Here is a 23,358-nt window from a genome sequence, read left to right as displayed (position 1 = left end):
CATGATGGACCCGGACCAAGACCGGTGTTGGTCCGGGTCTTTACGATTTAATCAGGAGATAAAACGTGTTTGAGTCTGCGCTACCTGCGTTACAGCTCATGTTGACCTGGCCCGCCCCCCTTTATTTGGTTTTAGGGACCATGCTGGGTATGCTCTTCGGCATATTGCCCGGACTGGGAGGCCCCCAAGCCCTGGCGCTGCTCCTCCCCATTACTTACGGAATGGATGTGAATTTCGCCGTCGTATTGATGGTGGGCGCCATGGCCGCAGTACCCTTCGGCGGCTCCATCCCGGCCATTCTCATCAACACCCCGGGTACCGGGCAAAGCGCGGCAACCTGTTTTGACGGGTTCCCCTTGACCCAGAAAGGAAAGGCCGGCATGGCGATCGGGGCTTCAGCTACCGCGTCATGCCTGGGCGCCATTTTCGGCGCGGTAGTCTTGACCGTGCTATTGCCGATAGGCCGTCAGGTTGTCCTCTTGTTTTCCTTTCCGGAATACTTCATGCTTGCCCTCATGGGCCTGAGCGTCATTGCCGTTGTGTCCAAAGGCTCGTTGTGGAAAGGCGTGATTGCCGCCTTTTTGGGATTGGCCTTTTCAACCTTTGGCTATGATCCGGTAACCGGATCGGCGCGCTATACTTTCGGCACCGATTATCTGTGGGACGGCATCAGCCTCGTCCCGGCTTTTATCGGTCTCTTCGCCATCGGGGAAGCCATGGAATTGATGATCAAAGGCGGACAAATCTCCAAGGTGCCCTATACGGGAAAAATAAGCGGCGTCGGCGAAGGGATCAAGTCGGTATTTCAGAATTTCGGTTTGTTTATCCGCTGTTCCATTATCGGCACCGTCATCGGCATCATTCCCGGTGTGGGCGGCGCCGTCTCCAATTTCCTGGCTTACGGCCATGCGGTCCAGTCTGCAAAAGATCCTGAAGCTTTCGGAAAAGGTGATATCCGCGGGGTGATTGCCCCCGAAGCCGGCAACAATTCCAAAGACGGCGGCGCCCTGGTGCCGACTTTGATCTTCGGCATCCCCGGCAGCATCGAAATGGCGGTGTTTCTGGGGGCCCTGATCGTTTTGGGTTTAGAGCCCGGACCGCGCATGATGATGGAAAACCCCGAAACCATTTTGGTCATGATATACATTCTGGTGGCGGGGAATATTTTAGTTTCGTTAGTTGGAATTTTCGGAGCGGGATATTTATGCCGGATTACCTATTTCCCGAATGCCCTGCTGGCGCCGATCATTTTTATGCTGGCGCTCATGGGGTCTTATCTGACCCACGGTCTGATTCAGGATGTCGTTCTCTCAATCGTATTCGGTGTGATTTCCCTGGCGATGAAACGGTTTGGGTTTTCCAAGATTGCGGTGGTGATTGCGCTTGTATTGGGGCGCCTGGCGCAGAAAACGTTTCATCAGACCCTCATGCTGTGGGGTTTTAAAGGTTTTTTTGTCCGCCCTATTTCACTGGGACTTTTTATCATTACGGTTGGCATGCTGGCCTTTCCCTATTTGAGTGCCTATTTAAAAAACCGGAAAGCATCGGCTTAAAGTTCGTTTAAATTTTTTCCAAAAGGTTCAAAAAATGACCGAAAACACGAAGCAAGAAACCAAATTTGTACTCAGCGATACCGTTCTTTTTGATCTTATTGTTTTGATTTTTTTCCTATTGATGGCAATTATGTCATTTGAATATAACCCCCGGGCGCGGTCCATACCGCTGGCCTTGGGCATCATCGGTTCCATTATGATTTTCCTACAGCTTCTGGCCGATGCGATACCCGGACTGAGACCCCGATTGCGATTCGTCGTCCAGGGCGGAATCCTGGGAACTGAAGACGATGCAAAGAACAAAAAAGGAGCAGTTGACGCTAAAAAAGCAAGCCAAGCACCCGGATCCGAAATAGAAAAATCGGCTCGTTATTGGTTGCAGGTAATGCGTTTGGTGCTGTGGCTGGTGGGTTTTGTCGTTCTGCTCACCCAGGTCAACTACCTGATTGCGGTCGGCGTGTTTATCATCTTGATAACAAAACTGGAGGCCAAAGAAACCTGGCGAAAATCCATCATCCTGGCGTTATGTATCGACGCCTCTTTTTATGTATTATTTGATTTGATCCTGCAGGCGCATCTATAGCGGATTCCATCAGTGGGGCTGATAGTCCGCGCCCACAATGTTATCAACCCGGCAATTAAAGGTGTCGGTCTTTCCGTCTCATTCAAACGAAACGCCAGACTTTTCCTGATAGTAATTCCAGATCTTGTGAAACTGATTCTCGCGCCAGATGCGGCCACAGGCGTCGTTTTCTTCAGCGCGCAACACGATCGGCTTTGCGCCCATTTTATACACATCCGCCAGCTTCTTGGCATTGTCTTCAAGATAAACGGATCCGAAAAAAACACCCTTGACGCTCTCCGCCACCACGACCGCTCCGTGCCCTCGGATAAGGGTTGCCCGCAGTGTTCCCAGGGCGGCGGCCACGCTATCCCCCTTTTCCTTGGTATTCACATGCCGGCAGTCATCATAGACCGAAACGCCGGCACTAAAAATAGCGCCGTGGTGCATCACCGGAACGTATTCGATGCCGGCGGCGCTCAGTGCCGTCGTCACCGGCGGATGAATGTGGGACACCGCCATGATGTCCGGCCGGTGCCGGTAGATGGAGGTGTGGATGTGCTTTTCAGACGGCAGCATATCCCCTTCTTTTAATGGATTGCCGTCCAGATCGGCTTTAATGATATCGTTGGGGGTTACTTTTTCCGGGCTGGCTTTACCCCCCCAGGCATTGATTAAAATGGTGTCGGTTCCCGGTATCCGGGCGCTGACATGTCCACTGAAATCAATCAGTCCCAAATATTCCAGCAACCGCACGCATGTGGCAACTTCAACTTTCAAAGCGTCCTCACTCATCAATACAACCTCCTCTTCGGAATTCATTATTAAATGCAATGATTTGAGTAAACGACTTAATCTCTGATATCCTGCAGAAACCATTCCGTGGGGATTTCTTTTCCCAACCCCTGTTGCCGGGCAAGCTCATAGACTTTTCCGGCAACCGCGTAAAACTGCGCACCCTGCAGATTCCCCCGTTCCGAATAGGTGATGTCGTCCGGCGTACGTCGACCTTTTTCCCCTGCAAGAATATCCTTTAAGTATATCACCCGCTCTGGAGCCATTTCCCGAACAACCCCCCGGGCATGGGAATGCTCCCTTTTGATGCCGCCTCCCATCCGGGGGGTGATATACCGCAGAAATTCATCCACAACCGGTTCTTCGCGGCCGAAGGGCGGCGTCGCATTGCCGAATCGCAGAAACCGGTCGATCTTGTTAAACGTGTCCCCATCAGGTCGTCCGCCGATGGATGTAATATGGGTACCTTTGCGTACATGTTTTCCCAAAACCACAGGTACGCTGGCATCGGTACAGCTGCAAAGAATGTCAACGCCTGTGTAGACATCTTCCGGATTGTCCAGGGCTAACGCTTCAATGCCGTATGCCTGCTCCATCTCGCGGGCATACGCCTCGCGGTTCTCCCGGGTGGGGCTGTACACTTTGAGTTTTTTTATTTTTCTGACCAGGCGGAACGATTCCATATGGCTTCTGGCCATGCCGCCGGAACCGAACATCCCGACTACTTCCGCATCTTCCCGGGCCATGTAGCGGACGCCCAATGCCGAATCCGCCCCCACACGCATATGTTGTAAATACCCGTCATTTAAGAGAGCCAGCGGTTCGCCGGTTTCAACCCGAAAAAGAAATATCAAACCGCAAAAGGTTCCGGGTTCCATGCAATACTTTTCCAGGGTGACGCTGCCGCCGTATTTTTTTTCATATGCAATGTCCGATTTCATCCGGATGGCGAAATACCCTTGGGCGGATCCGCCTTCCATGGTCCCCCAGCGATAGGTTTTGTCCGGATCGCTGGTGGGAATCTGGACATCAACCCGCGGCCGGCAGACGGCCTCACCCTGAATCATGCGCACGTAGGACGCTTCCAGGGCCTGGATGGTCAGATCCATTGTCAGGACACGCTTGACGTCATCGTTGTTTAAAAATAGCGTCATATCATCTGCCTATTTTATTTGCCTCAGGGGTCGGGGAGTTTTTCATAGCGTGTCTTGTCCGCCCGGGGATAGCCCCCCGTGGGAGTCGTAACCATCTTATCGAAGCTTAAGCGCACGGCAGCGATCCCGCTCGAGTCCCTTTAAACCAGTCCCAAAAGATTAGTTCCCACGACGACGATGATCGTCTCAGCCTGTTGCGGTTTAGCGCAAAGGTTAGGGGGCGTGTACAGGGCTCAGAAACTTTCAATTACGGCTCCCACGGGGGGCTATCCCCGGGCGGACTGTCGACAAACGGTGAGGGGACACCGGCTCGCCCCTTAGACTTCGCCATAAAACGCCGACCCCTCATTTACCTATGATTTCCTTGATCAGGTTCCCGTGCTTCTCCAACATGAATTTTTTGTATTCCGGCGACGTCTGCGCAATTTTGGGAAAATCCTCGCGATGCTCCAGAGGGATGCAGGCGTCGATGATGGCTCTGGAATTATAGAGCGCGTCGGTGAAGGTCAAGGGGTCCAGCCGGCTGCTCCAGTTTTTGCGCAGAATGTCGATGTCCACTTCCGGGTTGCAGCGGGTGCCCATGGCCCAGATCACATCATAAAGATAGGAAGGATCGATGTCTTCATCCACCACCACGGTGAAGCGGTTGACATATCCGGCCGGCGGCAGCTGGGAAGCCAGCAGGGCGGCCTGGCGCGAATGGCCGTAGTACTCCTGTTTGATCGATACGACGTTAAAGGTCCGGCCCGATCCGGCTTCGTGCACCCAGACGCCTTTAATGCTGGGGCAGTCGGCTTTTTCCAGCTTTTCCCATAAGCCGGCGGAGCGGATAAAGCAGCGTTCAAACAGGTGCGAATGGGGCGGCCGCTGGGATGCCGCGCAGGTCAAGATGGGATCGTTGCGGTGCAGGATCCGTTTCACCTTCATGACATGCTCCGTTTTTTTGGATCCGGCGTAATATCCATTCCACTCCCCGAAGGGGCCTTCCGGAACTTTTTCGTCCGGTGAGATCTCTCCTTCAATGATGATTTCAGCATTTGCAGGAAACGGCAGGCCGGTGTATTTGCCCTCGATAACGTCAATGGGTTCGCCGCTGATGCCGCCGGCAAAATCGAACTCGGACAGTTTCAGCGGGACCTGGTAGCGTGCGGCCACATACAGCAGGGGGTCGATGCCCACCACCACGATCACCGGGCAGGGCTTGCCGCTTTTCAGATATTTGTCCCGTTGAATCCGGCCCTGCTTGCCCTGGGAAATATAAACGGTCGCCCGGTCTTTGTCGATCACCTGAACCCGGTACGTTCCCACGTTCACCCAGCCTTCATCCGGGTCCCGGGTGATGACGCCGCAGGCAGTGCCGATGTAGCGTCCGCCGTCCAGTTCATGATGAATCGGCACGGGGAACTTCAGCAGGTCGATGGCATCCCCCTCCAGTTCATTTTCCATGACGGCACCCGTCCCGACGACCCGGGGCGGAATCGGAGACATCTCCTTCATCCTGGCGCGATAGGCCTGCAGCAAATCCATCCGCGAAATTTCACCGCTCACGTCAAGCCCCATTGCCAGCCCGAATCGGCGCGGCGATGCCAGCATGCCGTAAAGGCATTTGTACTCATCCGGATATCCGGGCACCTTGTTAAAGAGCAGGGCCGGAGAATCCACCGGTTTTTCACGATAGACCATCTCCGTAAGAGCGCCCATCTCCTTGTCCCAGTGGAGATGACTGATGGTTTTGAGCTCTCCCAGGGAATCAGTGATGGACAAAAATTCTCTCAAATCCTGGTATTTAATTTTCCGGCTCATAAAACTCCTTAGTGCTTCGATTCGCAATTTCAACGATGTATTATCAGGTACGCTCACGCCACTCGGCCTGCCTTCGACATGAGATCAAGCCGTATGTAGCTCATCGCCGAAGGCAGCACTTAGTCCTGAGCAAATAAATACGGTATCGTATTTATGAATCGAAGGACTTGACTGTTATTTTTTCCGGCTAAATTCCGGCGCGTCTTCAAATTGCTCCAGCGTATCCAGGCCCATGTACTTGAACATGCGGCTTTCAGCTGAAATAAATCGCACCGGGTTTTTGGGATCTGAATTAAAGTGTTGATGGACCGTATTGGGGGGGATGTATATCGAATCGCCCCGTTCCCATTCCCATTTCGACGGGGTTTCCTGGGCTTTCCAGTAGTAGGCGTCGCCCAGTTCAAAATCGACATCCCAGTGCAGCGAATAGCCGCTGCCTTCAAGGATAAACATGTATTCTTCCGCCATGTGACAATGTTTACCCGAGCGGCTGCCAGCCGGAATCAGCTGCATACAGATATCCAGCGTATTGGAAGCGGTTTCCATCTTTTCATTCACCAGATGCTTGATATGCCCCTGGGGGCAGAGTTCCCAGGGCATCTCGTCCGTGGTGATGATGGTTTTCTTTTCTTTAGTCTTCTCCCTTTTTACTTCCTCCAGTCGTTCCGTATAATAATTCGCCACCTCTTTTCGAATGGTCGCGTATTCTTTTTCGCCGTAACTCATCTGAAACCTCCCCTGGTGTGACATGATCATCGGTTAGGTGATACTGGGTTTGAAATCTTCGCAGCCGGGCACCGGTGTCTTGGGTTGCGGTTCGACGACTTCCTGAAAAAGCATATTCATGAAATGATAAAATGGCTTGGTTTTAAGGACCAGCATGCGCGCCAGTTTGTCTTTGCTTCTATTGAAATGCTGATGCACGGTGGAATTGGGAACAATGGCAATGTCGCCGGCCTTCCAATCCGCCCGTTTCCCGTCGTGAACATCAGAGCCCTCGCCATCCAGGATATAAAAAATGGCTTCATTTACATGTCCGTGTTTCTGAGAAATTCCTCCGGGCGTTAAGACAACCATATGGACAAAAATCGACTGGGCAATTTCATGGATAGGACTCAATATGGTACAGTTGAAATATTGCGGTCCTTTCGCAAATTTCAGATCTTTTGCTTTGGTGACTCTGGGAACACTGCGCAGTTTTTTGAGCTGTTCCGCCAGGCTGTATGTAAATCCGCTGATTGCCCGTACATACAGACGCTGTTTTTTATATACATTTTGCCCGGGAGCCCAGTCTTCACTAAACTCTTGCTTGCTGTCCTGTTCGGCCATTCTGTCACTCCTTTCTTAAATGAAATTTAACAAACTCCAGACACAGACCGGGTACTCCGGCTGCAGCCGGCAATCCGTTTTTTGGGGTTAAAATAAAAAATGATGGGACAATAGACCTGCAGAAAACAATCGTCCCAAGCGCTCATTCGGCCTTTCTTCCGCACCCCGTCATCCCACCATTAACATTTGAACGGATCGGGCTATTTTCCGCCGAAAATCGTTGGTCCCCATTTCTTTAACGTCTTGGCCTTGAGTTCCGGGCTTGATTCCGCCACTGCCGGAAATTTTTTGCGCCACTGGTAGGGACGGCATGCATCGATAATCGCTCTTGAATTCAACCCTTTCAGGTCCTCGGGAATACGGGGATCCAGCGGCCCGCTCCAGCAGCTGCGAATAATCTCAATGGACTCCGTCGGCTCGGAACGGGATGCAATCGCCCAGAGAACATCAAAGGTATTGGACGGGTCGATATCGTCATCCACCACAACGACATATCTTCCCAGATAGGCGCCGGCGTGGCACTGGGAGGTAATCAGCCCGGCCTGACGGGAGTGCCCCGGATAGGAATTTTTAATGGAGACGATATTAAACATTCTGCCCCCGCCGGCCTCATGACACCAGACGCCCTTTACGTTGGGAACACCGGCTTTTTCCAGTTCATCCCAGATCATGGCCGACTTGACGACGCATTTGCTGAAGGAATAATCCGACGGCGGCCTTCCGGGGCGGGCGCAGGTATGAATCGGGTTGTTGCGGTAATAGACGTTCTTCACCCGGATCACCGGTTCCATCCTGGCATCACTGGCATAATATCCGGACCACTCACCAAAGGGGCCTTCCAATTTTTCATCACCGGGGACCGCCTCACCCTCCAGAACGATTTCAGCATGCGCCGGTATGGGAAATCCGGTATATTCGGCTTTTACCAAATCGATGGGTTCCCCTTTAAAGCCGCCGGCATAATCGTATTCAGACAGGCCGTAAGGAACTTCGTTTCCCGAAGCCAGGAATAACAGCGGATCCTGTCCGACACACACAACCGCCGGGCAGGGTTTTTTCTTATCAAAATATTTCTGGCGCTGGAGATTCCCGTGTTTGCCCGGTGAAATGTAAAACCCGATCGTCTTTTCATCATGCACCATGACCCGGTAAGCGCCGAAATTGACCCAGCCTTCATCCGGGTCCTTGGTCATGGTCATGCAGCCCGTGCCGATATAGCGGCCGCCGTCCAGTTCATGATGGAGCGGTACCGGAAACTTGAGGACATTGACGTCATCGCCCCGGTCGATATTTTCAAAAATAGGGCCGTCTTTCACCATGCGGGGGGCGATGGGTTTAAAATCCTTCAGTTTGTTGCGATACGATTGAACCAGGTCGACACCGGTTTTTGCCGACGGCAGGTTCAGCGTCAGCGCCATTCTTTCCACCGAACAGGTGATGCCGAAAAGCGCCCGAAAGCCTTTGGAGTACCCCGGAACCTTGTCGAATAATACGGCCGGCGGGGTTCCCTTGCCTTCCTGGTAAATCAGCTCGGTAATGGCGCCCATTTCCAGGTCCCAACTGGCGCCGTCAACCTTTTTCAACTGGTCCATTTTTTCAACTTTTTTCAACCAATCTCTCAAATCCTTATATGCCATCTTCGGGTCTCCTTGTTATAGTCTTTTCTCTTCGGTTTCAATTTATAGACGAAGATTTCATTTAATTGACCGCCGCCTTCCGTTTCGGCCTTGCCGCCGGAACGCCTGCATTAAGGCGTTTTACAGAATCCATCGAGCAGGTAACCAAACTTTTCCCGCGTCTTCCGGGCTGTTTCAGGACTGGGCATATTTACCAGCGGAAACTGATCTTTCCATGAAAATGGGCGGGTTGCGTCTATAATGGCCCGGGAGTTGGTCAGCTGCCCTTTATGCTTATCTTCCGGAGAAATTCTCGGGTCCAGGTGGGTTGACCAGGCATTATGAATGATATCAATGGAGGTGGCCGGATCCGACCGCGAAACCACGGCCCACATCACCGCCTCAAGATCGGATGGATCGATGTCGTCATCCACCACAATGACATACTTGCCGGCATAGGCCCCCACATGGCATTGTGAGGCGACATGCCCCACCTGGGTGGCGTGCCCGCCGTAGCGCTGCTCAATGGCGACAGTCAGCAGCATGCGCGAACTGCCCACCTCATGACCCCAGACCGCTTTAATTCCGGAAAGGCCGCTGTTGAGCAGCTGCTGCTTCAGCAGTCCGGAGCGAACCACCGCCCGGTAGCGGGCGATTTCATCCGGCGGCCGGTTGGGGGGGCAGCCCAGAATAATGGGATTGTTGCGGTGATAAATCGCCTTGACGTCCAGGACCGGTTCTTCCCGGGCGCCGCTGGCATAATATCCGGTCCATTCCCCGAAGGGACCTTCCTGTTTTCTTTTACGCGGATCGATAAAGCCTTCCAGGGCGATTTCAGCATGGGCCGGTATCGGCAAGCCGGTCACCCTGCCCTTTATGACCGGATAGGGCTTGCCGCGGAAGCCCCCCGCCAGGTCGTACTCGCAAAGACCGTAGGGGATTTCATTGCAGGCCATGAGATAAAGGAACGGATCGCCGCCGACCACCACGACAACCGGCATGGGCTCATTCAGGGCCATGAATTTGTCCCGATGTACCCGGCCGTGTTTACCCGGTGAAATATAAAAACCCAGACTTTTTTCATCGTGAACCATCACCCGATAGGTTCCCAGGTTGATCCAGCCTTCATCCGGATCCCGGGTGATATCGTAACTCCCGGTGCCGATGTAACGGCCGCCGTCCTGTTCGTGCCAGAAGGGAGTCGGAAAGGAGAGGACATTGACACCATCGCCTTCCTGGATATTCTCCAGTATCGGGCCGTCTTTGACGACTTCATGGGGAATCGGCTTGACGGACTGATAGACTTCCGTAAAGGCGTTGGATAGTTCGACCCGGCTCGATTCAATCGGAAAGCCGAGGGTCATGTTCATGCGTCTGGCGCCGAAGAAATTGGTCAGGACGCGGTGCCCCCGGGGATAGTCGGGAATGTTGTCAAACAACGCAGCCGGCGCCGGATCTGAATGATGCAGCAATTCCGTCGCCATGCCGATATCCTCCTGCCAGCTGGCGCCGTCAACATCTTTGACTTCGTTCAGTTTGCGGGCTTCTTTAAGCCAGCCTCTCAGATCTTCATAGGGAATTTGGTGCTTCATATGTCTCCTTGCTATTTTTTGTTTTTTTCTCCCCATCGCTGGAACAAATTGTTATCGATATGAAAACAATCCAGAACCTTACCCACCAAGTGGTTGATCATGTCATCCAAGTTTTTGGGACGGTGATAAAACGTCATAAACGGCGGCATAATCATTCCCCTGAGCCGCTCGACCTTTGCCATTAAATCCAGATGGCCGGCATGCAGCGGCGCTTCTCTCGGGACCACCACCAGCCGGCGGCGCTCTTTCAGGGTCACATCCGCCGCACGGATCAGCAGATTGGTGTTATATGAATTGGCAAGCGCCGAAAGCGTCTTGATGGAGCATGGTACAATGGCCATGCCTCTGGTTCTGAAAGATCCGCTGGCAATGGACGCACCAATGTCGTCGAAGTCATGCACCTTATCAGCCAAGGCCTCCACATCTTTCAGCTGCCAGTCCGTTTCAAGACTGATGGTTCTTTTGGCTGAACCGGAAATCACCAGGTGGACTTCAAACTCGGATTCCGCCAGCACTTCCAGCAGCCGGATACCCAGAATGGCGCCTGATGCGCCCGACATTCCCACTACGATTCTTTCCATGCCACTCCCTTCTATAGATAAAAAGGTTCAGGGTTTACGGCTGAAAGTTCCAGGTTCACGGTTCCACGGTTCACGCATGGGTCCAGCGAATTCTTCCTTTCAACCTTGAACGGTGAACTGTGAACCTGGAACCGCTCATTCCATTGCGCAGCCACCCCATGAACACATGCAACTGTTATATAAATACTCCGGCACAAAATTCCCCAAAAGATCCCAGATCCTCGCACACATGGACGCCGCCAGCCTTTAACGCCGCGATCTTGCCCTGGGCGGTTCCGCTGGCCCCGTCGATGATGGCGCCGGCATGACCCATGCGGCGTCCGGGAGGAGCGGTCAATCCGGCAATAAAGCTCACCACCGGTTTGGTCATATTATCTTTGATAAACCGGGCGGCTTCTTCCTCTGCTGTCCCGCCGATTTCACCCACCATGACCACCCCTTTGGTTTCCAGATCTTTTTCAAAGGCCGTCAGACAATCGATCATCCCCGTTCCCACAACCGGGTCGCCGCCGATTCCGATACAGGTCGTCTGGCCGATCCCCTTCTGGGTCAGTTGATAGACGACCTCATAGGTCAAGGTTCCGGACCGCGACATGACCCCGATTGGGCCGCCGGGTTTATGGATGGGTCCCGGCATGATCCCGACTTTGGCTTCCCCGGGTGTGATGATCCCCGGTCCGTTCGGACCGATCAGGCGGGCCCGGGTTGACCGCAGATACGTCTTGACCCTTAACATATCCAATACCGGAATCCCTTCTGTGATGGCGACCACCAGATCAATCCCTGCATCAATCGCTTCAAAAATCGCATCGGCGGCAAATGCCGGCGGCACAAAAATCATGCTGCAATTTGCACCGGCTTCTTTAACGGCTTCCTTAACGGTATTAAAGACCGGTACATCGTCCATCTGCTGGCCCCCTTTACCGGGGGTAACGCCGGCCACCACCCGGGTGCCGTAGAGAATACACTGGCGGGCGTGAAACTGCCCTTCCCGGCCGGTAATTCCCTGGACAACCAGACGCGTTTCATTATTTACGAATATGCTCATGGTAACTGCCCTCGATGAATGGTTCACTTAGAAAAATTTTTGTTTGTTTTGCGGCCAGATATTACTCAAGAACCTCATTAACTAACTAATCGGAATGATGGAAGGATGGAATATTGGAACAATGGGTTTTATGGCATTTTATCAATTTAAAAAGCAGTCTTCAGTTTGCCCAATCATTCCAGTATTCCTGTATTCCAGAATCCCAGTCGATCCCTTTCAGCTGCGACCGGTTAAAGATCCCTTCCCTTTCGCTTCAGTCTCGTTCAAGCCCGGACGATTTCAGAAATCTTTTGGGCCGCATCCTTGAGATCTTTTGCGGAAATCAAGTCCAGGCCGGACTCGGCCAAGATTCTGCGCCCTTCTTCCACATTGGTGCCTTCCATCCGAACCACCACCGGCACCTGGATGCCCGTTTTTTTGGCAGCCTCAACAACCCCGGTGCTCAAAATGTCGCAGCGTAAGATGCCGCCAAAAATATTGACCAAAACGGCTTTTACGTTCTTATCGCTTAAAATGATGCGAAAACCGTTTGCCACCATCTCGGCGCTGGCACCGCCGCCGACATCCAGGAAATTGGCCGGTTCCGCCCCGGCAAGCTTGATAATATCCATGGTCGCCATTGCCAGACCGGCGCCGTTGACCATGTTCCCGACATTTCCATCCATTTTAATATAATTGATATTAAATTTGGACGCCTCGACCTCCAGGGGATCTTCTTCATCCAGATCCCGGTAAGCCAGCACATCTTTGTGTCGAAACAGACTGTTGTCATCAAAATTGATTTTGCCGTCCAGGGCAATCAGGGTTTCATCTTTGGTCAATACCAGCGGATTGATCTCAACCAGCGAACAATCGTAGCTGAAAAACAACCGGTAAAGGGCGTTCAGCATCGGGACAAACTGCTTCTGGGCTGCCGGGGAAAACTTCAGACCGAATGCTGCCTGGCGGCAGTGATGGGGTTGAATGCCCACCAGCGGATCAATGCTGATCTTAATGATTTTTTCCGGAGTTTTAGCGGCCACGGTCTCAATATCCATCCCGCCGGCTTCACTTAGCATCACGACAATTCGGGCGGATGAACGATCCGGTATGACACTGAGATACAGCTCTTTATCAATATGGAGCCCCTGCTCCACCAAAACTTGTTTAACTTTTTTCCCCCCAGGGCCGGTCTGATGGGTCACCAGATTCATCCCGATGATATCCCCAGCCAATTTTCCAACCTCGGCAAGGGAATGGGCCAGTTTGACCCCGCCGCCCTTTCCCCGGCCGCCGGCGTGGATCTGGGCCTTCACCACCACCGGCCATGCGCCGATTTCCCGGGCCGCCGCCTCCGCTTCAGCAGGGCTGAAGGCAACCCTCCCTTTGGGAACGGCAATGTTGAACTTTCTAAACAGTTCTTTTGCCTGATATTCATGTATCTTCATATATCCATCCTTTTTCGTGTCAATATAGCCGGCCTATTTAACATTAGCTATTGACCGAAAACCTCGGCTTTTGGTCATTTTGTCATTTCAAATTCGAATTTGTTTCGAGTTTCGCGCTTCGATATTCGGATTTTATGTACATAACCCTTCGTTCAGGCGCTATTTAGGCGTATCAATAATACCCTTTTCATGAAATTTCTTAAATTCTTCTTCCGAATACCCCAGAAACTCTGTGAAAACCTGATGGTTATGTTCGCCGATACAGGGGGAGGCCCGATCGATCTTGAATGGACTTTTTGACAGGGCAAAAGGCGGCCCCTCGGCATGGGTCCGGCCCACCACCGGATGATCCACAGGCGCGAAGATTCCCCGATGCGCCAGCTGCGGATCGGTAAACAGATCCGCGATGTTCTGCACAACCCCGGCCTTGACGCCATGGGTCTGCAATTGTGTAAAGGCCTCCTCGGCCGTCTGCCGCGAGGTCCATTCGGCAATTTCCTGATCGAGTTCTTCCTCATGCTGTTTTCGGGCTGTTACGGTTGCAAAGCGCGGGTCGGAAATAAGCGCTTCTTTTCCGATGACCCCGCAGATTCGGCTCCATTCCGCATCGCTGAACACGCTGATAACGCACCAGCGGTCGTCGCCTTTACAGGGAAAGATATTGTGGGGAGCCGCAAAGGCATGTCGGTTGCCGTCGCGTTCCATCACCCGATTGTTGACGGTATACTCCAGCAGCGACGGCATCATGAATTGCACACCGCCTTCGTACTGGGCCGAGTCGATCAACTGACCTTCCCCGGTGCGGCGTTTGTGTTCCAGCGCGGCGGTAACCGCAATGACGCCGTATCCCACCCCGATATGATCCACATAGGGTCCGTACAAAATAGACGGCTCGCGATCCTTATAGCCGGTCACATAGGTAAAGCCGCACAGCGACGACAGGTGCGACCCAAACCCCGGATGCTGGGCATGCGGCCCGGTCTGTCCCTGGTTGCAGGTGCTCAGCATGATGATATCCGGCTTGACCTTTTTCAGGTCTTCATACCCCAGCCCCAGCTTTGCCATTGTTCCCGGTGTGAAATTCTCGGTTACCACGTCCGCCCATTGTACCAGTTTCCTGGCAACGTCGATGGCGCCGGGGGCCTTTAAGTTAATGGTAATCGCCAGCTTATTGTTATTGCAGATGGCAAAGGAGCCGGAACGGTCCAACCCTGGTTTGTTGTCTTTGTAAGGCGGATAATTGGACCTGAAGCCATCCGGTCTGGCATAGGATTCCACATGGACGACCGTGGCGCCGTGATCGGCCATAAACTTGCCAATCAGCGGCCCTGCGGCAATCGCGGCGAACTCGGCAACTTTTATTCCATCAAATACACCCTTTTTCATGCTTTCGTCTCCTGCTGTTTATTCTTCTGCGATTTTTATGAAGCTCCCCGCAGCCCCGATAAACCGGGATCTTCGACAAGCTGCGGGGTATCAAAGCGGAATTGCGCCGTAGCTTTAACCCGCCTACGCTCAGTTGAGCTTCGGCGCGGTTCACCTCGCCTTTCATCCCTGCTGCAAGCAGCAGGGTATTCAGGCGAAGGCGAATAAATTAGATCACATTGGCCCGCATCAGGTTCAATACATCTTCACGGCTATAGCCCAGTTCAGCGTAAATCTCCTCGTTATGTTCCCCGATTAAGGGGGCTTTGCGCCAGAGGTCGCATGCCAGCGTTGAAAACTTCGTAAAAAATGAGGGATACGTAATTTTAGTCCCCAACTCTTCATGCTCGATTTCTTTCCAGAGCCCCCTGGATTTAAGCTGTTCGTCTTCCATGGTGTCCTGGGAGGTCGTAACCGGATACCCCAGCATGTCTTTTTCAAGGCAGGTATCGAAAAATTCTTTTTTGGTAACCCCTTTGAGAAATTCATTGTTGGCATCTTCGATCTGATCGATTTCCGCCTGGGTGACCGTTGCGATGTTGAATTTTTTCCAGTCTTTATTTTTTAAATAATCAGGAGCCCCCCCCTTGCTTTCCATCCATTCCGTCATCCGCATGTTGGTGCGGATGCCGGCCGGTCCGCCGTAAATAATATAATTCACATAACCGTCCTTACAGGGTTCAACGGCGCGCATTTTCGCGCCGGTGATGCTCCGGCCCGTGATGAAGACCCCTGCTCGGCCGGGGAGTTCTTTGTTATAATCATAGAAGGAAGGCGCAATCGAACAGGCCCACAGGACGCCGGCCTGGGCGGACACATCCACATGCTGCCCCTCCCCGCTAAGTCCGCGGTAATAGTACGCCATCATGGTGCCGGCGGCCGCATGCATACCGGTCCACATATAAGACTGCGGCAGGGTCACCCTGACCGGCGGCCGATCCGGGTCGCCCACCAGGGACATGAAGCCGCTCATGGCCATATAGATCAGATCAGATCCGTCATAATCCTTGTAAGGTCCGGTCCGTCCGAAGGGGGTAATGGAGCACATCACGAGTTTGGGATTGATTTTGCACAGATCTTCATAATCGAGGCCCAGCTTGGCCAGATAACCCGGTGCAAAGGTCTCAATCAGGATATCGGTATTCTCAATCAGCTTCTTTAAGATCTCCCGGCCGGTTTTTTTCTCGATATCAAGGGTAATCCCGCGCTTGTTGTGATTGTAAGAAAACCAGTAGAGGTTTTTTTCCGGATCCGGTATGTCTTTGTAATAGGGGCCGGCATTTCTGGATTCATCTCCGCCGGGTTTTTCGACTTTAATGACATCTGCACCCAAATCGCCTAAAATCTTGCCGCATAAAAACCCGAGCTGATTGGTAAAATCGAGAACCCGACAATTTTCCAGTAGTTTCTTTTTTTCTTCCATTTGGTTGTCCTCTGTTTTTTGAAAAAATTGAATGGACAGTCCCTGAAAAAAGAGCGTTCAGGTAAAACTAAATAGGAGCTGCAGGAATGTGCTTCAGTCCGCTATGACGGAGCAGACAAATTGTTCCATAACCAAAGATAAGCCACGCATCTCAGCCGAGACCTTTGCTAAACACCCCCTTTCGCTCAATTTCGGTGTCAGACTCAAATGTTTATCCTCGAAACACTGTATGTATTCCTGTGGTTATAATTTTCGCCTTCCTTGAACTTGAACAAAATTGAGCATTTTTCAAAGGTCTCGATTTACCGAAATGCGCGGTAGATTTATTCTTTTTCATTTCAAACCGGACGATTAAATGCCGGACTCAGAGAACCATTTGGCATAATCTTCCTGGTACGACTGGGCCAGTGCGATCTGTTCATCGGTAAACCAGTCTTTCAGTTTAACCAGCTCTATCGGGTAGCTGGCGCGCTCAAAGGCATCCTGGTACTGATAGGGAACCGTTGCGTCGATGCCGATGGCGCCCGAGAAGCGGATATTGCTCTGGGTCCATTGCTTTTCACCGGCCGAACTTCTTTCGGCCGGCTGGAAGGTCTGCCCCATGCCGCCCGGCGCCACCACCATGATGTCGTCCTGGGCATCCACGCGGGTGGACATTGCCCACATGATATCGTCCATGGAATACAAGTTGATGTCCGGATCGACCACCATGGCAAACCTGGCGCCCAGGGAGCAGGAGAGCGCCGCCGCCAGAATATTGCGCGGATAGCCTTCATCGCGCGCCCGGCGCTTCTTAACCTGAAACAAGACTCCGCCCCAGTCCGGAATGCACATGGGGATATGGGTGTCAATGCAGAAGCCGGGGCTGACCCGTTCGGCCAGTTCAAAAAAACAGGCTTCCCGGACCAGCACGTCGATATTGTGGTCATCATAGCTGTGGACGCACAGCGGGTCGTAAATCGGTTTCTGCTTTCGGTGGGTGATGCCCGTTACATTGAACTGCCAGGTGCGATAGGCCTTTCCGAAATAACCGGACCATTCCGGATGGAAGGGATAGACCCCCTGCATCTGATCTTTTTCAGCCAGCGGGCTTTCCCATAATTTCTTGGTGGTATCCAGGTAGCCCTCGATGACATATTCCGCTTCTGCAAGGGCATAGGCGTCGATGGTCTTGCACTTCACCACATCCATCGGAAATCCCTGCATGCGCGCGCCTATTCCCAACTCGTTGAATCCCCTGGGTATAATCGTGTACATGAAGCCGGCCCCGGCCATCAGGGTGGCGGCCGGCGGAATGCCGATATTGATGCTGAACGGAATCGGTTCCTTCTTATAGAAATGCGTAGCAATCTGGTCGGTGTGGGATCCCGGCGAAATCTGAAAAGTGGATTTGTCTTTCCAGTGCAAATCTTCGCGGAAACTCATGCGGTTATAAGAAATATGCCAGCCGCCCCAGAACTGTTTGGGGCCGGCCAGGGTTTTGCCGGCGCCCAGGGTCCGACCCGGGTCTTTGAGCGTATGCTGGATCATGGGAATGACCGGCCAGACGTCAATATTCTTATCGATGACAACTTCCTGGCAGGGTGCATCTGCAACGATCCGCGGCTCCAAAGGATTGAGAATGCCTTCATGAATCTTAAACTTCAATTCCTTGCGGTCCTTGCACCCGAACATTTTGGCCACAATTTTATCAGAGCCGAACACGTTGGTTGCCAGTCGCGCATTATCATACCCTTTGACTTTGTTGAACACCATGGGCGGGCCGCCGTCCATGCGCTTCTGCAAAGCCGTCATTTCGCATTTTGGATCAACCTCTCGATCTGTTTCCAAAACCAGACCGTCTTTTTTCAACCAATCAAGGGTTGATCTTAAGCTTCTGAGATGTTCATTTGCCATCGAATTGACCTCCTCTAATTGCATATTTTGTGATAAAAAAATGGGGGTTTTTCAAGTCCCTGCCAACAGATACGTATTTTTTAAAAAAAGAACATTGAAGTGGTTTTTATGGAAATTGACAACCAAAAGGCCATGCAGCATGTAACTACAAATTAGCTATTTTGTAACTATTGCCAAAGCCCTTTTAAAATGTCAAGGAAAATATCAGCCTGTCGGCGGTTTTTTAATATTTTGAAATGCCAGGATTAGGTCCGATCCCGATTCGTTTTAATGAAAGAAAAAATACTAAAGTCGGACTTAAAAAGCAATTTTTATTCTTTTATTTTTCCGCACAAACGTTTATCTAAAGACAGCTCTTCGCATAACAGGAATTTAAACCCGTTCATTGCCCGACAAACCATCGATTATAAGGAGATTCAAGATGCAAATTGATAGCGAACTGTCCCAAAAACTGGCCCTGGCCTGCAAGATACTGGTAATGACAGGACATGGAAACCTCACCATGGGACATATCACCGCGCGGCGTCCCGGCGACGAATTCCTGCATATGAACCCCCACGATCTGGGCCTGGAAGAGATGGGCCCCCAAGACATGATCATCATCGATTTCGAGGGCAACCAGCTTGCCGGCGCAGGACGCAAACATTCGGAATTCCCTATTCATACGGAAATTTATAAAAAACACCCCCATATCCATTGCATCATCCACACCCACCCCTTCTACTGCATCGCCTTATCGGCCGCCGGACACACCATTCAAACCATCAGTCATGAGGGCAGTCTGTTCAACAATCTTCCGGTTTTTAAAGAAACGTCGCTGCTGATACGTTCGTCTGAACTTGGGGGAAAAGTGGCGGACGCCCTGGCTGAACATCGCGCCCTTCTTTTGCAGAATCACGGTGTGGTCGTAGCGGGAACGTCCATTGAAGAAGCAACCGTTTATGCCGCCCTGCTGGAAAGAGCGGCACGGCTTCAGGTCACGGCATTGCAGATCGGATCTTTAACCGCCGCCCCCGACAAAGAATCGGCCGGCAAGGGCGAACAGGTTTTTTATTCAAAAAATATCCAGGAGTTCTGGAGCTACTATGTTCGAAAGCTGGCACACCCTTGAACCCTTGAAGCCTATCTTCCTTTGTTTATTATAGTGGTCCTCATGGCCATGTCAGCGTTTAGTGGCTCTGCCGTATGAAGTGCAAAGACGCTAAATCAGAAGCACGTCTCGGTTCAAGGCGGTAGCCGCAAATCCAAAACCCTCCGAATTTTTACTTATAGCTGCTGATCATGTGGCTTTTCTTGGATGACATGTTCACCTTATTTTGGGCAAGCTTCCTGCCGGTCTGATAGTGCTCGCCCTTGAGTGCCAGTTCAGCTTCATCCTCCAGTTCTTCATCCCACTGCCCGAGGGAATAGCCGTACCAGGGGTATTTTTTTTCGATTTTCGGCAGCCCGAGTTCTTCCCATATTTGCGCGGCGCGCTCCATATATTCTCTTTTGGGAAGCGATACCGGCGGAAAGGGTTTTTTTAACACCGCATTGATCAGCAGGGAGCTGTCATCGGCGCGTTCCTGGAAAATGACCTGGTCCTGAGTCATCCCCTTGAAATAATCAAATGGCGGGGCATGGCCTTTTTCCTGGCCCGTGATAATCTGAACATCCTTATGGGGTGTACAGCGATAACTGATCGCCCAGAGCAAAGCATCCGTGTCGTCTACGTTGATGTCCTCATCCACCGCCACCAAAATCTTGCCGACCCCCTGATGAAAGCCGGCCGCCAGCATCAACGCCCGCCAAGCCTCGGCCTCGGAAGGCGCGCGCATCTGGATAAATATGACCTTGCGCAGGTTGGTCATGTCTTCATGCATTTTGACGCGAACCACATTCTTGATGCCGGCCTGATCCCGCAGAAAATGCAGGAACATCGGATCGTAACCGACCTTTTTTATCACACTGCTTTCACTCGGCGTCACCTGACTGATAAAGGAGACATAGACCATATTTTTTCTATGGGTAATGGCGGTGACCGCCATGAACGGGCTGAGCTCCCGCGGGTGCATATGACCATGGGATTCGCCGAAGGGGCCTTCCGGTTCATAAAATTCGGTATTGACTTTTCCCTCAATGACCAGCTCGGCCTCGGCCGGTACCAGCAGGTCAACGGTCTTGCAACGGACCATATGAATCGGTTCGCCGGCCAGGGCCCCGGCGATGGCCATTTCATTGACGCCGTAAGGAACTTTCTGGACGGTGGCATAAGACATCACCGGCGGTCCGCCGATAACCAGGGCGGCATCCATGGGAAGCCCCTTTTCCTTATACTTTTCCATGTGCAGGGTAAAGTGCTGGCCGGGCTGATTGTAACAGCCGATTTTCCGGGGGCCTTTAATCTGACCGCGGTAGTTGCCCGAATTTTGGATGCCGGTATCAATGTCTTTTGTCATCCAATGGGAGCAGGTGGTATAGGGCGCATTATCAAAACCCGGCGTTGAAATCGGCACCGGCAGCATCCCCAGGCCGCCGCCGTCCGCATCCAGCGCCGCCCCCTGGTAAACCACATCCTGCACCGGGCCCGAGTCCACCACAACCGGCTCGATGGGGTTTAGCATGGCTTTCTCCCATTTGGAGACGATTTCCTCAACGCGGCACTGAAGCCCGGCCGCGTAGATCTCCGGATTGGAGGCCAGCACCCCCACAGCCACCGGGAAATCGTAATGCCGTCCTTTGGCGTCGGCCACATTCTCAAAAAGGAACCCTTTCCGCTGGGATTCCGGAAGATTGCTGCGAAACTGCCACCTCACCAGGGGATGCAGTTCCGTGTCTTTATTGATCTCCCGGGTGACCCTCACCAGGAGCCCTTTTTTCTCCAATAGCTGAAGGTGTTCGCCTAAATTTGTATATCTTCTCGTGGCCATCGCGCCTCCTTATTCGAACCAAAGCAATCTAAAATGTACCTGCAGTCTCTACCGCTGGCGGTAATCCACATTATTTTGCACCAAGGTCTACCGGTTTATTGTGAATAAAAAAAGCAATCATAACCAGTGTAACGGCGGCAAACCCGGCTATGACATATACCGGTACGCTGAACCCGAAACTGTCCAAAATCATCCCCACAGACACTGAACCGACCAGGTAGCCGGAATCGGCAAAAATACGGTTGATACCGATCAGTTTCCCCACCGAACCCGGTGAGGCGATATCGGTAATGAGAATATTCGGCATGCTGTTGATGATCGCCCCGGTTCCCACCAGGATACAGGCAATCAGTAAGGGGTTCAACCCCTCGGGCAATAATAATGCAGCGGCCGCCAATGCAGATACGATGACAGCCGGCATGAGAACCGCCTTGCGTCCGTAGCGGTCCGCCAGATGGCCGGAAACAAATATACTGATCATTGCGACCATTCCGGTCAGGGAAATATAAAAGCCCAGCGCTTCCGTGCTGATGTGAAACACATCTTTGGCATAAAACGGGATCAGGTTGTGCCGTAGGCCGCTGCGATAAAAAAACACGAAAATGCTGAGACCAAAAACTGGAATAAGCCGGAGGATTTCCGCTCCAAAACCAAGCGGCAATAAATTATTTTTTTTGCTGCCCGGTTCTTTGATTGTATTGGCAGTAGTCGATTTTAAAGATGGAACCGTCAGAACGATCATGACCATGGACAGCCCGATAAAGGCGGCATTAACGATAAAAGGGAGGCGCCAGTTGTGCAACCCGGATAAAAATCCGGCAAAGACCGGTGCAATGATACCGCCGGCATTATGGATCACGTTGTTCATGCTCATCATCATGGCTTTGCTGTTGGCGCCGGCCAGTTCGGACAAGACCACCAGGATGGTGATGGTACAGAGGATAGAACTGGTACCGATGAATATGCGTGACAATATGAGCTGGTAAATTGAATGGGAAAAACTCATCAGCAGGAGTCCGGTTACGCTCAGAGCGCCGCTGAAGAGCAACATTTTCTTTTTATCGAACCGGTCAACCAGATATCCGCTGGGAAAGGCCAGCACCAGGCGGATGATGCCGATGCTGGCGACAAAAAAGGAAATTTCGGAATAAGACGCCTGCAACTCGTCTCGGATGAGGGGAAGCACGGGGAGAACCGCATGCAGGGGCATAATCATGAAAAAGCTGAATATATAAATCGGAAGGGCTTTCTTTCTCAAAGCGGTTTCCTTTTTGCTTTCCCCTGCTGCTTTTACCCTGTTCAATCTTTTCGAAAAGGTTTGGCCAACAACTCCAATACCCTGAAGTCAAAGAAATTACTGGCATGCGCCGGCAGACACACAATGGCGCAATCAGATCCCCTCCCCTTTGCAGAGGTTCCGCCTACGGCGATGGTATTTTCAATGGGAATCGCGCCCCCGTCTGCCGCCATAATCGCGCATTCAACGGCAACTTTTATACCGGTGCCGAAAAGGGTCCGCAGACAATCGGCCAGCAGTTCTGTATGGGAAATACCCGAAAACTTCTGACTGATGCTACGCTCCAATCCTGATAGAACATGGGTTTGCCGGATTACCGCACAGCCCATCGCTTCCAGCTCCTTCAGAATTTCACGATCGAAATCCCACACACCCGGTTTGCTCCGGCCGGGGTGAGAAGAGACAACCACCAGGTTGGATTCTGCTGCCATTCTTTTTGCAAATTTTAGACCGGTGGCGCCCCGGGAACTTGCCACCACGACGCTTTTGATATCGCCTTCCTGCAATCGTTCGTATACGATATCAATAACGGCCTCGGTATTTTCACTCCCGCCGCGTTCAAAATAAACTGTCTGTTTTTTTAACCATGGTGTGCTCCTTGAAATTTATGTTTTTTTTCGGTTCTTTTTCCAATTAATTGATTGAAGGTGTCAAGGATTCGAGGGGCCAAGGGTTCAAGTGATCACGGTTTGGAGGCTCTCCACCTTTTCTTGCAATCTCTATTTATTCTTTCAAGCATTATAGATTCCCGGCATTCAAGCCTCATAGCTTTCTTCTCTTCACTTGAACCCTGAATCCTCGGCCCCTTGCATCCTTAACTAAACGAGGGGTCGGGGAGTTTTTCAAACGTTGTCCTGTCAGCCCGGAGACAGCCCCCGTGGGATCCATAACCATCTTATCGAGGCATGACCGCACGGCAGCGATCCCGTTCAAGTTCCATTGAACCAG

19 protein-coding genes are annotated in these 23,358 nt (G+C 52.1%); 3 read left to right on the top strand and 16 right to left on the bottom strand.

From position 1 onward, the window contains the following. The first annotated feature begins 65 nt into the window (after positions 1 to 65). Both P1P89_05455 and P1P89_05450 read left to right on the top strand, forming a co-directional pair. Positions 66 to 1,553: a tripartite tricarboxylate transporter permease gene (locus P1P89_05455; protein ID MDF1590944.1), complete on the top strand. Its 1,488-nt coding sequence runs from the start codon at positions 66 to 68 to the stop codon at positions 1,551 to 1,553. A 34-nt stretch (positions 1,554 to 1,587) separates the two neighbouring features. Further along, positions 1,588 to 2,136 carry a tripartite tricarboxylate transporter TctB family protein gene (locus P1P89_05450; GenBank protein ID MDF1590943.1) on the top strand — a complete coding sequence of 183 codons (549 nt, stop codon included), beginning with the start codon at positions 1,588 to 1,590 and terminating at the stop codon, positions 2,134 to 2,136. A gap of 78 nt (positions 2,137 to 2,214) precedes the next feature. Here the strand turns inward: P1P89_05450 and P1P89_05445 are convergent, their stop codons facing one another. The 13 genes from P1P89_05445 to P1P89_05385 form a co-directional block, all read right to left on the bottom strand. Continuing rightward, a complete protein-coding gene (locus tag P1P89_05445; protein ID MDF1590942.1) occupies positions 2,215 to 2,910 on the bottom strand; it encodes a class II aldolase/adducin family protein in 696 nt (231 codons plus the stop codon). Between the two features lie 56 nt (positions 2,911 to 2,966). Beyond that, a complete protein-coding gene (locus tag P1P89_05440) occupies positions 2,967 to 4,064 on the bottom strand; it encodes an ornithine cyclodeaminase family protein (GenBank protein ID MDF1590941.1) in 1,098 nt (365 codons plus the stop codon). A gap of 345 nt (positions 4,065 to 4,409) precedes the next feature. Beyond that, positions 4,410 to 5,867 carry a UbiD family decarboxylase gene (locus P1P89_05435; GenBank protein ID MDF1590940.1) on the bottom strand — a complete coding sequence of 486 codons (1,458 nt, stop codon included), beginning with the start codon at positions 5,865 to 5,867 and terminating at the stop codon, positions 4,410 to 4,412. Between the two features lie 174 nt (positions 5,868 to 6,041). Next, entirely contained in the window at positions 6,042 to 6,593 is a 552-nt protein-coding gene (locus tag P1P89_05430) for a cupin domain-containing protein (GenBank protein MDF1590939.1), read from the bottom strand. Positions 6,594 to 6,626: 33 nt separating this feature from the next. Further along, complete coding sequence (locus P1P89_05425; GenBank protein ID MDF1590938.1) at positions 6,627 to 7,196, bottom strand: cupin domain-containing protein; 570 nt, start codon at positions 7,194 to 7,196, stop codon at positions 6,627 to 6,629. 200 nt (positions 7,197 to 7,396) lie between these two features. Further along, a complete protein-coding gene (locus tag P1P89_05420) occupies positions 7,397 to 8,833 on the bottom strand; it encodes a UbiD family decarboxylase (protein MDF1590937.1) in 1,437 nt (478 codons plus the stop codon). A 110-nt stretch (positions 8,834 to 8,943) separates the two neighbouring features. Next, positions 8,944 to 10,404, bottom strand: coding sequence for a UbiD family decarboxylase (locus tag P1P89_05415; GenBank protein MDF1590936.1), 1,461 nt, complete (start codon positions 10,402 to 10,404; stop codon positions 8,944 to 8,946). An 11-nt stretch (positions 10,405 to 10,415) separates the two neighbouring features. Beyond that, positions 10,416 to 10,985 (bottom strand): UbiX family flavin prenyltransferase, encoded by a 570-nt coding sequence (locus tag P1P89_05410; protein ID MDF1590935.1) that lies wholly within the window; start codon positions 10,983 to 10,985, stop codon positions 10,416 to 10,418. 175 nt (positions 10,986 to 11,160) lie between these two features. Beyond that, positions 11,161 to 12,033, bottom strand: a complete 873-nt coding sequence (gene sucD / locus P1P89_05405) for a succinate--CoA ligase subunit alpha (GenBank protein MDF1590934.1) — start codon at positions 12,031 to 12,033, stop codon at positions 11,161 to 11,163. A 263-nt stretch (positions 12,034 to 12,296) separates the two neighbouring features. After that, a complete protein-coding gene (gene sucC, locus P1P89_05400; protein MDF1590933.1) occupies positions 12,297 to 13,460 on the bottom strand; it encodes an ADP-forming succinate--CoA ligase subunit beta in 1,164 nt (387 codons plus the stop codon). A gap of 159 nt (positions 13,461 to 13,619) precedes the next feature. Next, a complete protein-coding gene (locus tag P1P89_05395; protein ID MDF1590932.1) occupies positions 13,620 to 14,846 on the bottom strand; it encodes a CoA transferase in 1,227 nt (408 codons plus the stop codon). A gap of 208 nt (positions 14,847 to 15,054) precedes the next feature. Then, positions 15,055 to 16,308, bottom strand: coding sequence for a CoA transferase (locus P1P89_05390; protein ID MDF1590931.1), 1,254 nt, complete (start codon positions 16,306 to 16,308; stop codon positions 15,055 to 15,057). A gap of 351 nt (positions 16,309 to 16,659) precedes the next feature. Next, positions 16,660 to 18,204 (bottom strand): UbiD family decarboxylase, encoded by a 1,545-nt coding sequence (locus P1P89_05385; protein MDF1590930.1) that lies wholly within the window; start codon positions 18,202 to 18,204, stop codon positions 16,660 to 16,662. A 421-nt stretch (positions 18,205 to 18,625) separates the two neighbouring features. On the opposite strand from P1P89_05385, the gene P1P89_05380 reads away from it, so the two are divergent. Beyond that, entirely contained in the window at positions 18,626 to 19,315 is a 690-nt protein-coding gene (locus P1P89_05380) for a class II aldolase/adducin family protein (protein MDF1590929.1), read from the top strand. A 151-nt stretch (positions 19,316 to 19,466) separates the two neighbouring features. On the opposite strand, the gene P1P89_05375 is transcribed toward P1P89_05380, so the two are convergent. The 3 genes from P1P89_05375 to P1P89_05365 form a co-directional block, all read right to left on the bottom strand. Further along, entirely contained in the window at positions 19,467 to 21,113 is a 1,647-nt protein-coding gene (locus P1P89_05375; protein MDF1590928.1) for a UbiD family decarboxylase, read from the bottom strand. Between the two features lie 70 nt (positions 21,114 to 21,183). Continuing rightward, positions 21,184 to 22,371, bottom strand: a complete 1,188-nt coding sequence (locus P1P89_05370) for an MFS transporter (protein ID MDF1590927.1) — start codon at positions 22,369 to 22,371, stop codon at positions 21,184 to 21,186. Between the two features lie 41 nt (positions 22,372 to 22,412). Then, the gene (locus P1P89_05365) at positions 22,413 to 22,937 is read right to left on the bottom strand and encodes a pyruvate kinase alpha/beta domain-containing protein (GenBank protein ID MDF1590926.1); all 525 of its coding nucleotides are present in this window, start codon (positions 22,935 to 22,937) and stop codon (positions 22,413 to 22,415) included. Positions 22,938 to 23,358 lie beyond the last annotated feature (421 nt).

The organism is Desulfobacterales bacterium (genome assembly GCA_029211065.1).
Classification (GTDB): domain Bacteria; phylum Desulfobacterota; class Desulfobacteria; order Desulfobacterales; family JARGFK01; genus JARGFK01.
This window is presented reverse-complemented; position numbering and strand designations above follow the sequence as displayed.

What these genes read in the sequence shown, in the direction of transcription:
- sucD (MDF1590934.1), bottom strand. Translation starts at nt 12,033, where the DNA reads ATGAGCATATTCGTAAATAATGAAACGCGTCTGGTTGTCCAGGGAATT.
- P1P89_05430 (MDF1590939.1), bottom strand. Translation starts at nt 6,593, where the DNA reads ATGAGTTACGGCGAAAAAGAATACGCGACCATTCGAAAAGAGGTGGCG.
- P1P89_05415 (MDF1590936.1), bottom strand. Translation starts at nt 10,404, where the DNA reads ATGAAGCACCAAATTCCCTATGAAGATCTGAGAGGCTGGCTTAAAGAA.
- P1P89_05435 (MDF1590940.1), bottom strand. Translation starts at nt 5,867, where the DNA reads ATGAGCCGGAAAATTAAATACCAGGATTTGAGAGAATTTTTGTCCATC.
- P1P89_05385 (MDF1590930.1), bottom strand. Translation starts at nt 18,204, where the DNA reads ATGGCAAATGAACATCTCAGAAGCTTAAGATCAACCCTTGATTGGTTG.
- P1P89_05445 (MDF1590942.1), bottom strand. Translation starts at nt 2,910, where the DNA reads ATGAGTGAGGACGCTTTGAAAGTTGAAGTTGCCACATGCGTGCGGTTG.
- P1P89_05380 (MDF1590929.1), top strand. Translation starts at nt 18,626, where the DNA reads ATGCAAATTGATAGCGAACTGTCCCAAAAACTGGCCCTGGCCTGCAAG.
- P1P89_05390 (MDF1590931.1), bottom strand. Translation starts at nt 16,308, where the DNA reads ATGGAAGAAAAAAAGAAACTACTGGAAAATTGTCGGGTTCTCGATTTT.
- P1P89_05425 (MDF1590938.1), bottom strand. Translation starts at nt 7,196, where the DNA reads ATGGCCGAACAGGACAGCAAGCAAGAGTTTAGTGAAGACTGGGCTCCC.
- P1P89_05375 (MDF1590928.1), bottom strand. Translation starts at nt 21,113, where the DNA reads ATGGCCACGAGAAGATATACAAATTTAGGCGAACACCTTCAGCTATTG.
- P1P89_05450 (MDF1590943.1), top strand. Translation starts at nt 1,588, where the DNA reads ATGACCGAAAACACGAAGCAAGAAACCAAATTTGTACTCAGCGATACC.
- P1P89_05410 (MDF1590935.1), bottom strand. Translation starts at nt 10,985, where the DNA reads ATGGAAAGAATCGTAGTGGGAATGTCGGGCGCATCAGGCGCCATTCTG.
- P1P89_05420 (MDF1590937.1), bottom strand. Translation starts at nt 8,833, where the DNA reads ATGGCATATAAGGATTTGAGAGATTGGTTGAAAAAAGTTGAAAAAATG.
- P1P89_05395 (MDF1590932.1), bottom strand. Translation starts at nt 14,846, where the DNA reads ATGAAAAAGGGTGTATTTGATGGAATAAAAGTTGCCGAGTTCGCCGCG.
- P1P89_05440 (MDF1590941.1), bottom strand. Translation starts at nt 4,064, where the DNA reads ATGACGCTATTTTTAAACAACGATGACGTCAAGCGTGTCCTGACAATG.
- sucC (MDF1590933.1), bottom strand. Translation starts at nt 13,460, where the DNA reads ATGAAGATACATGAATATCAGGCAAAAGAACTGTTTAGAAAGTTCAAC.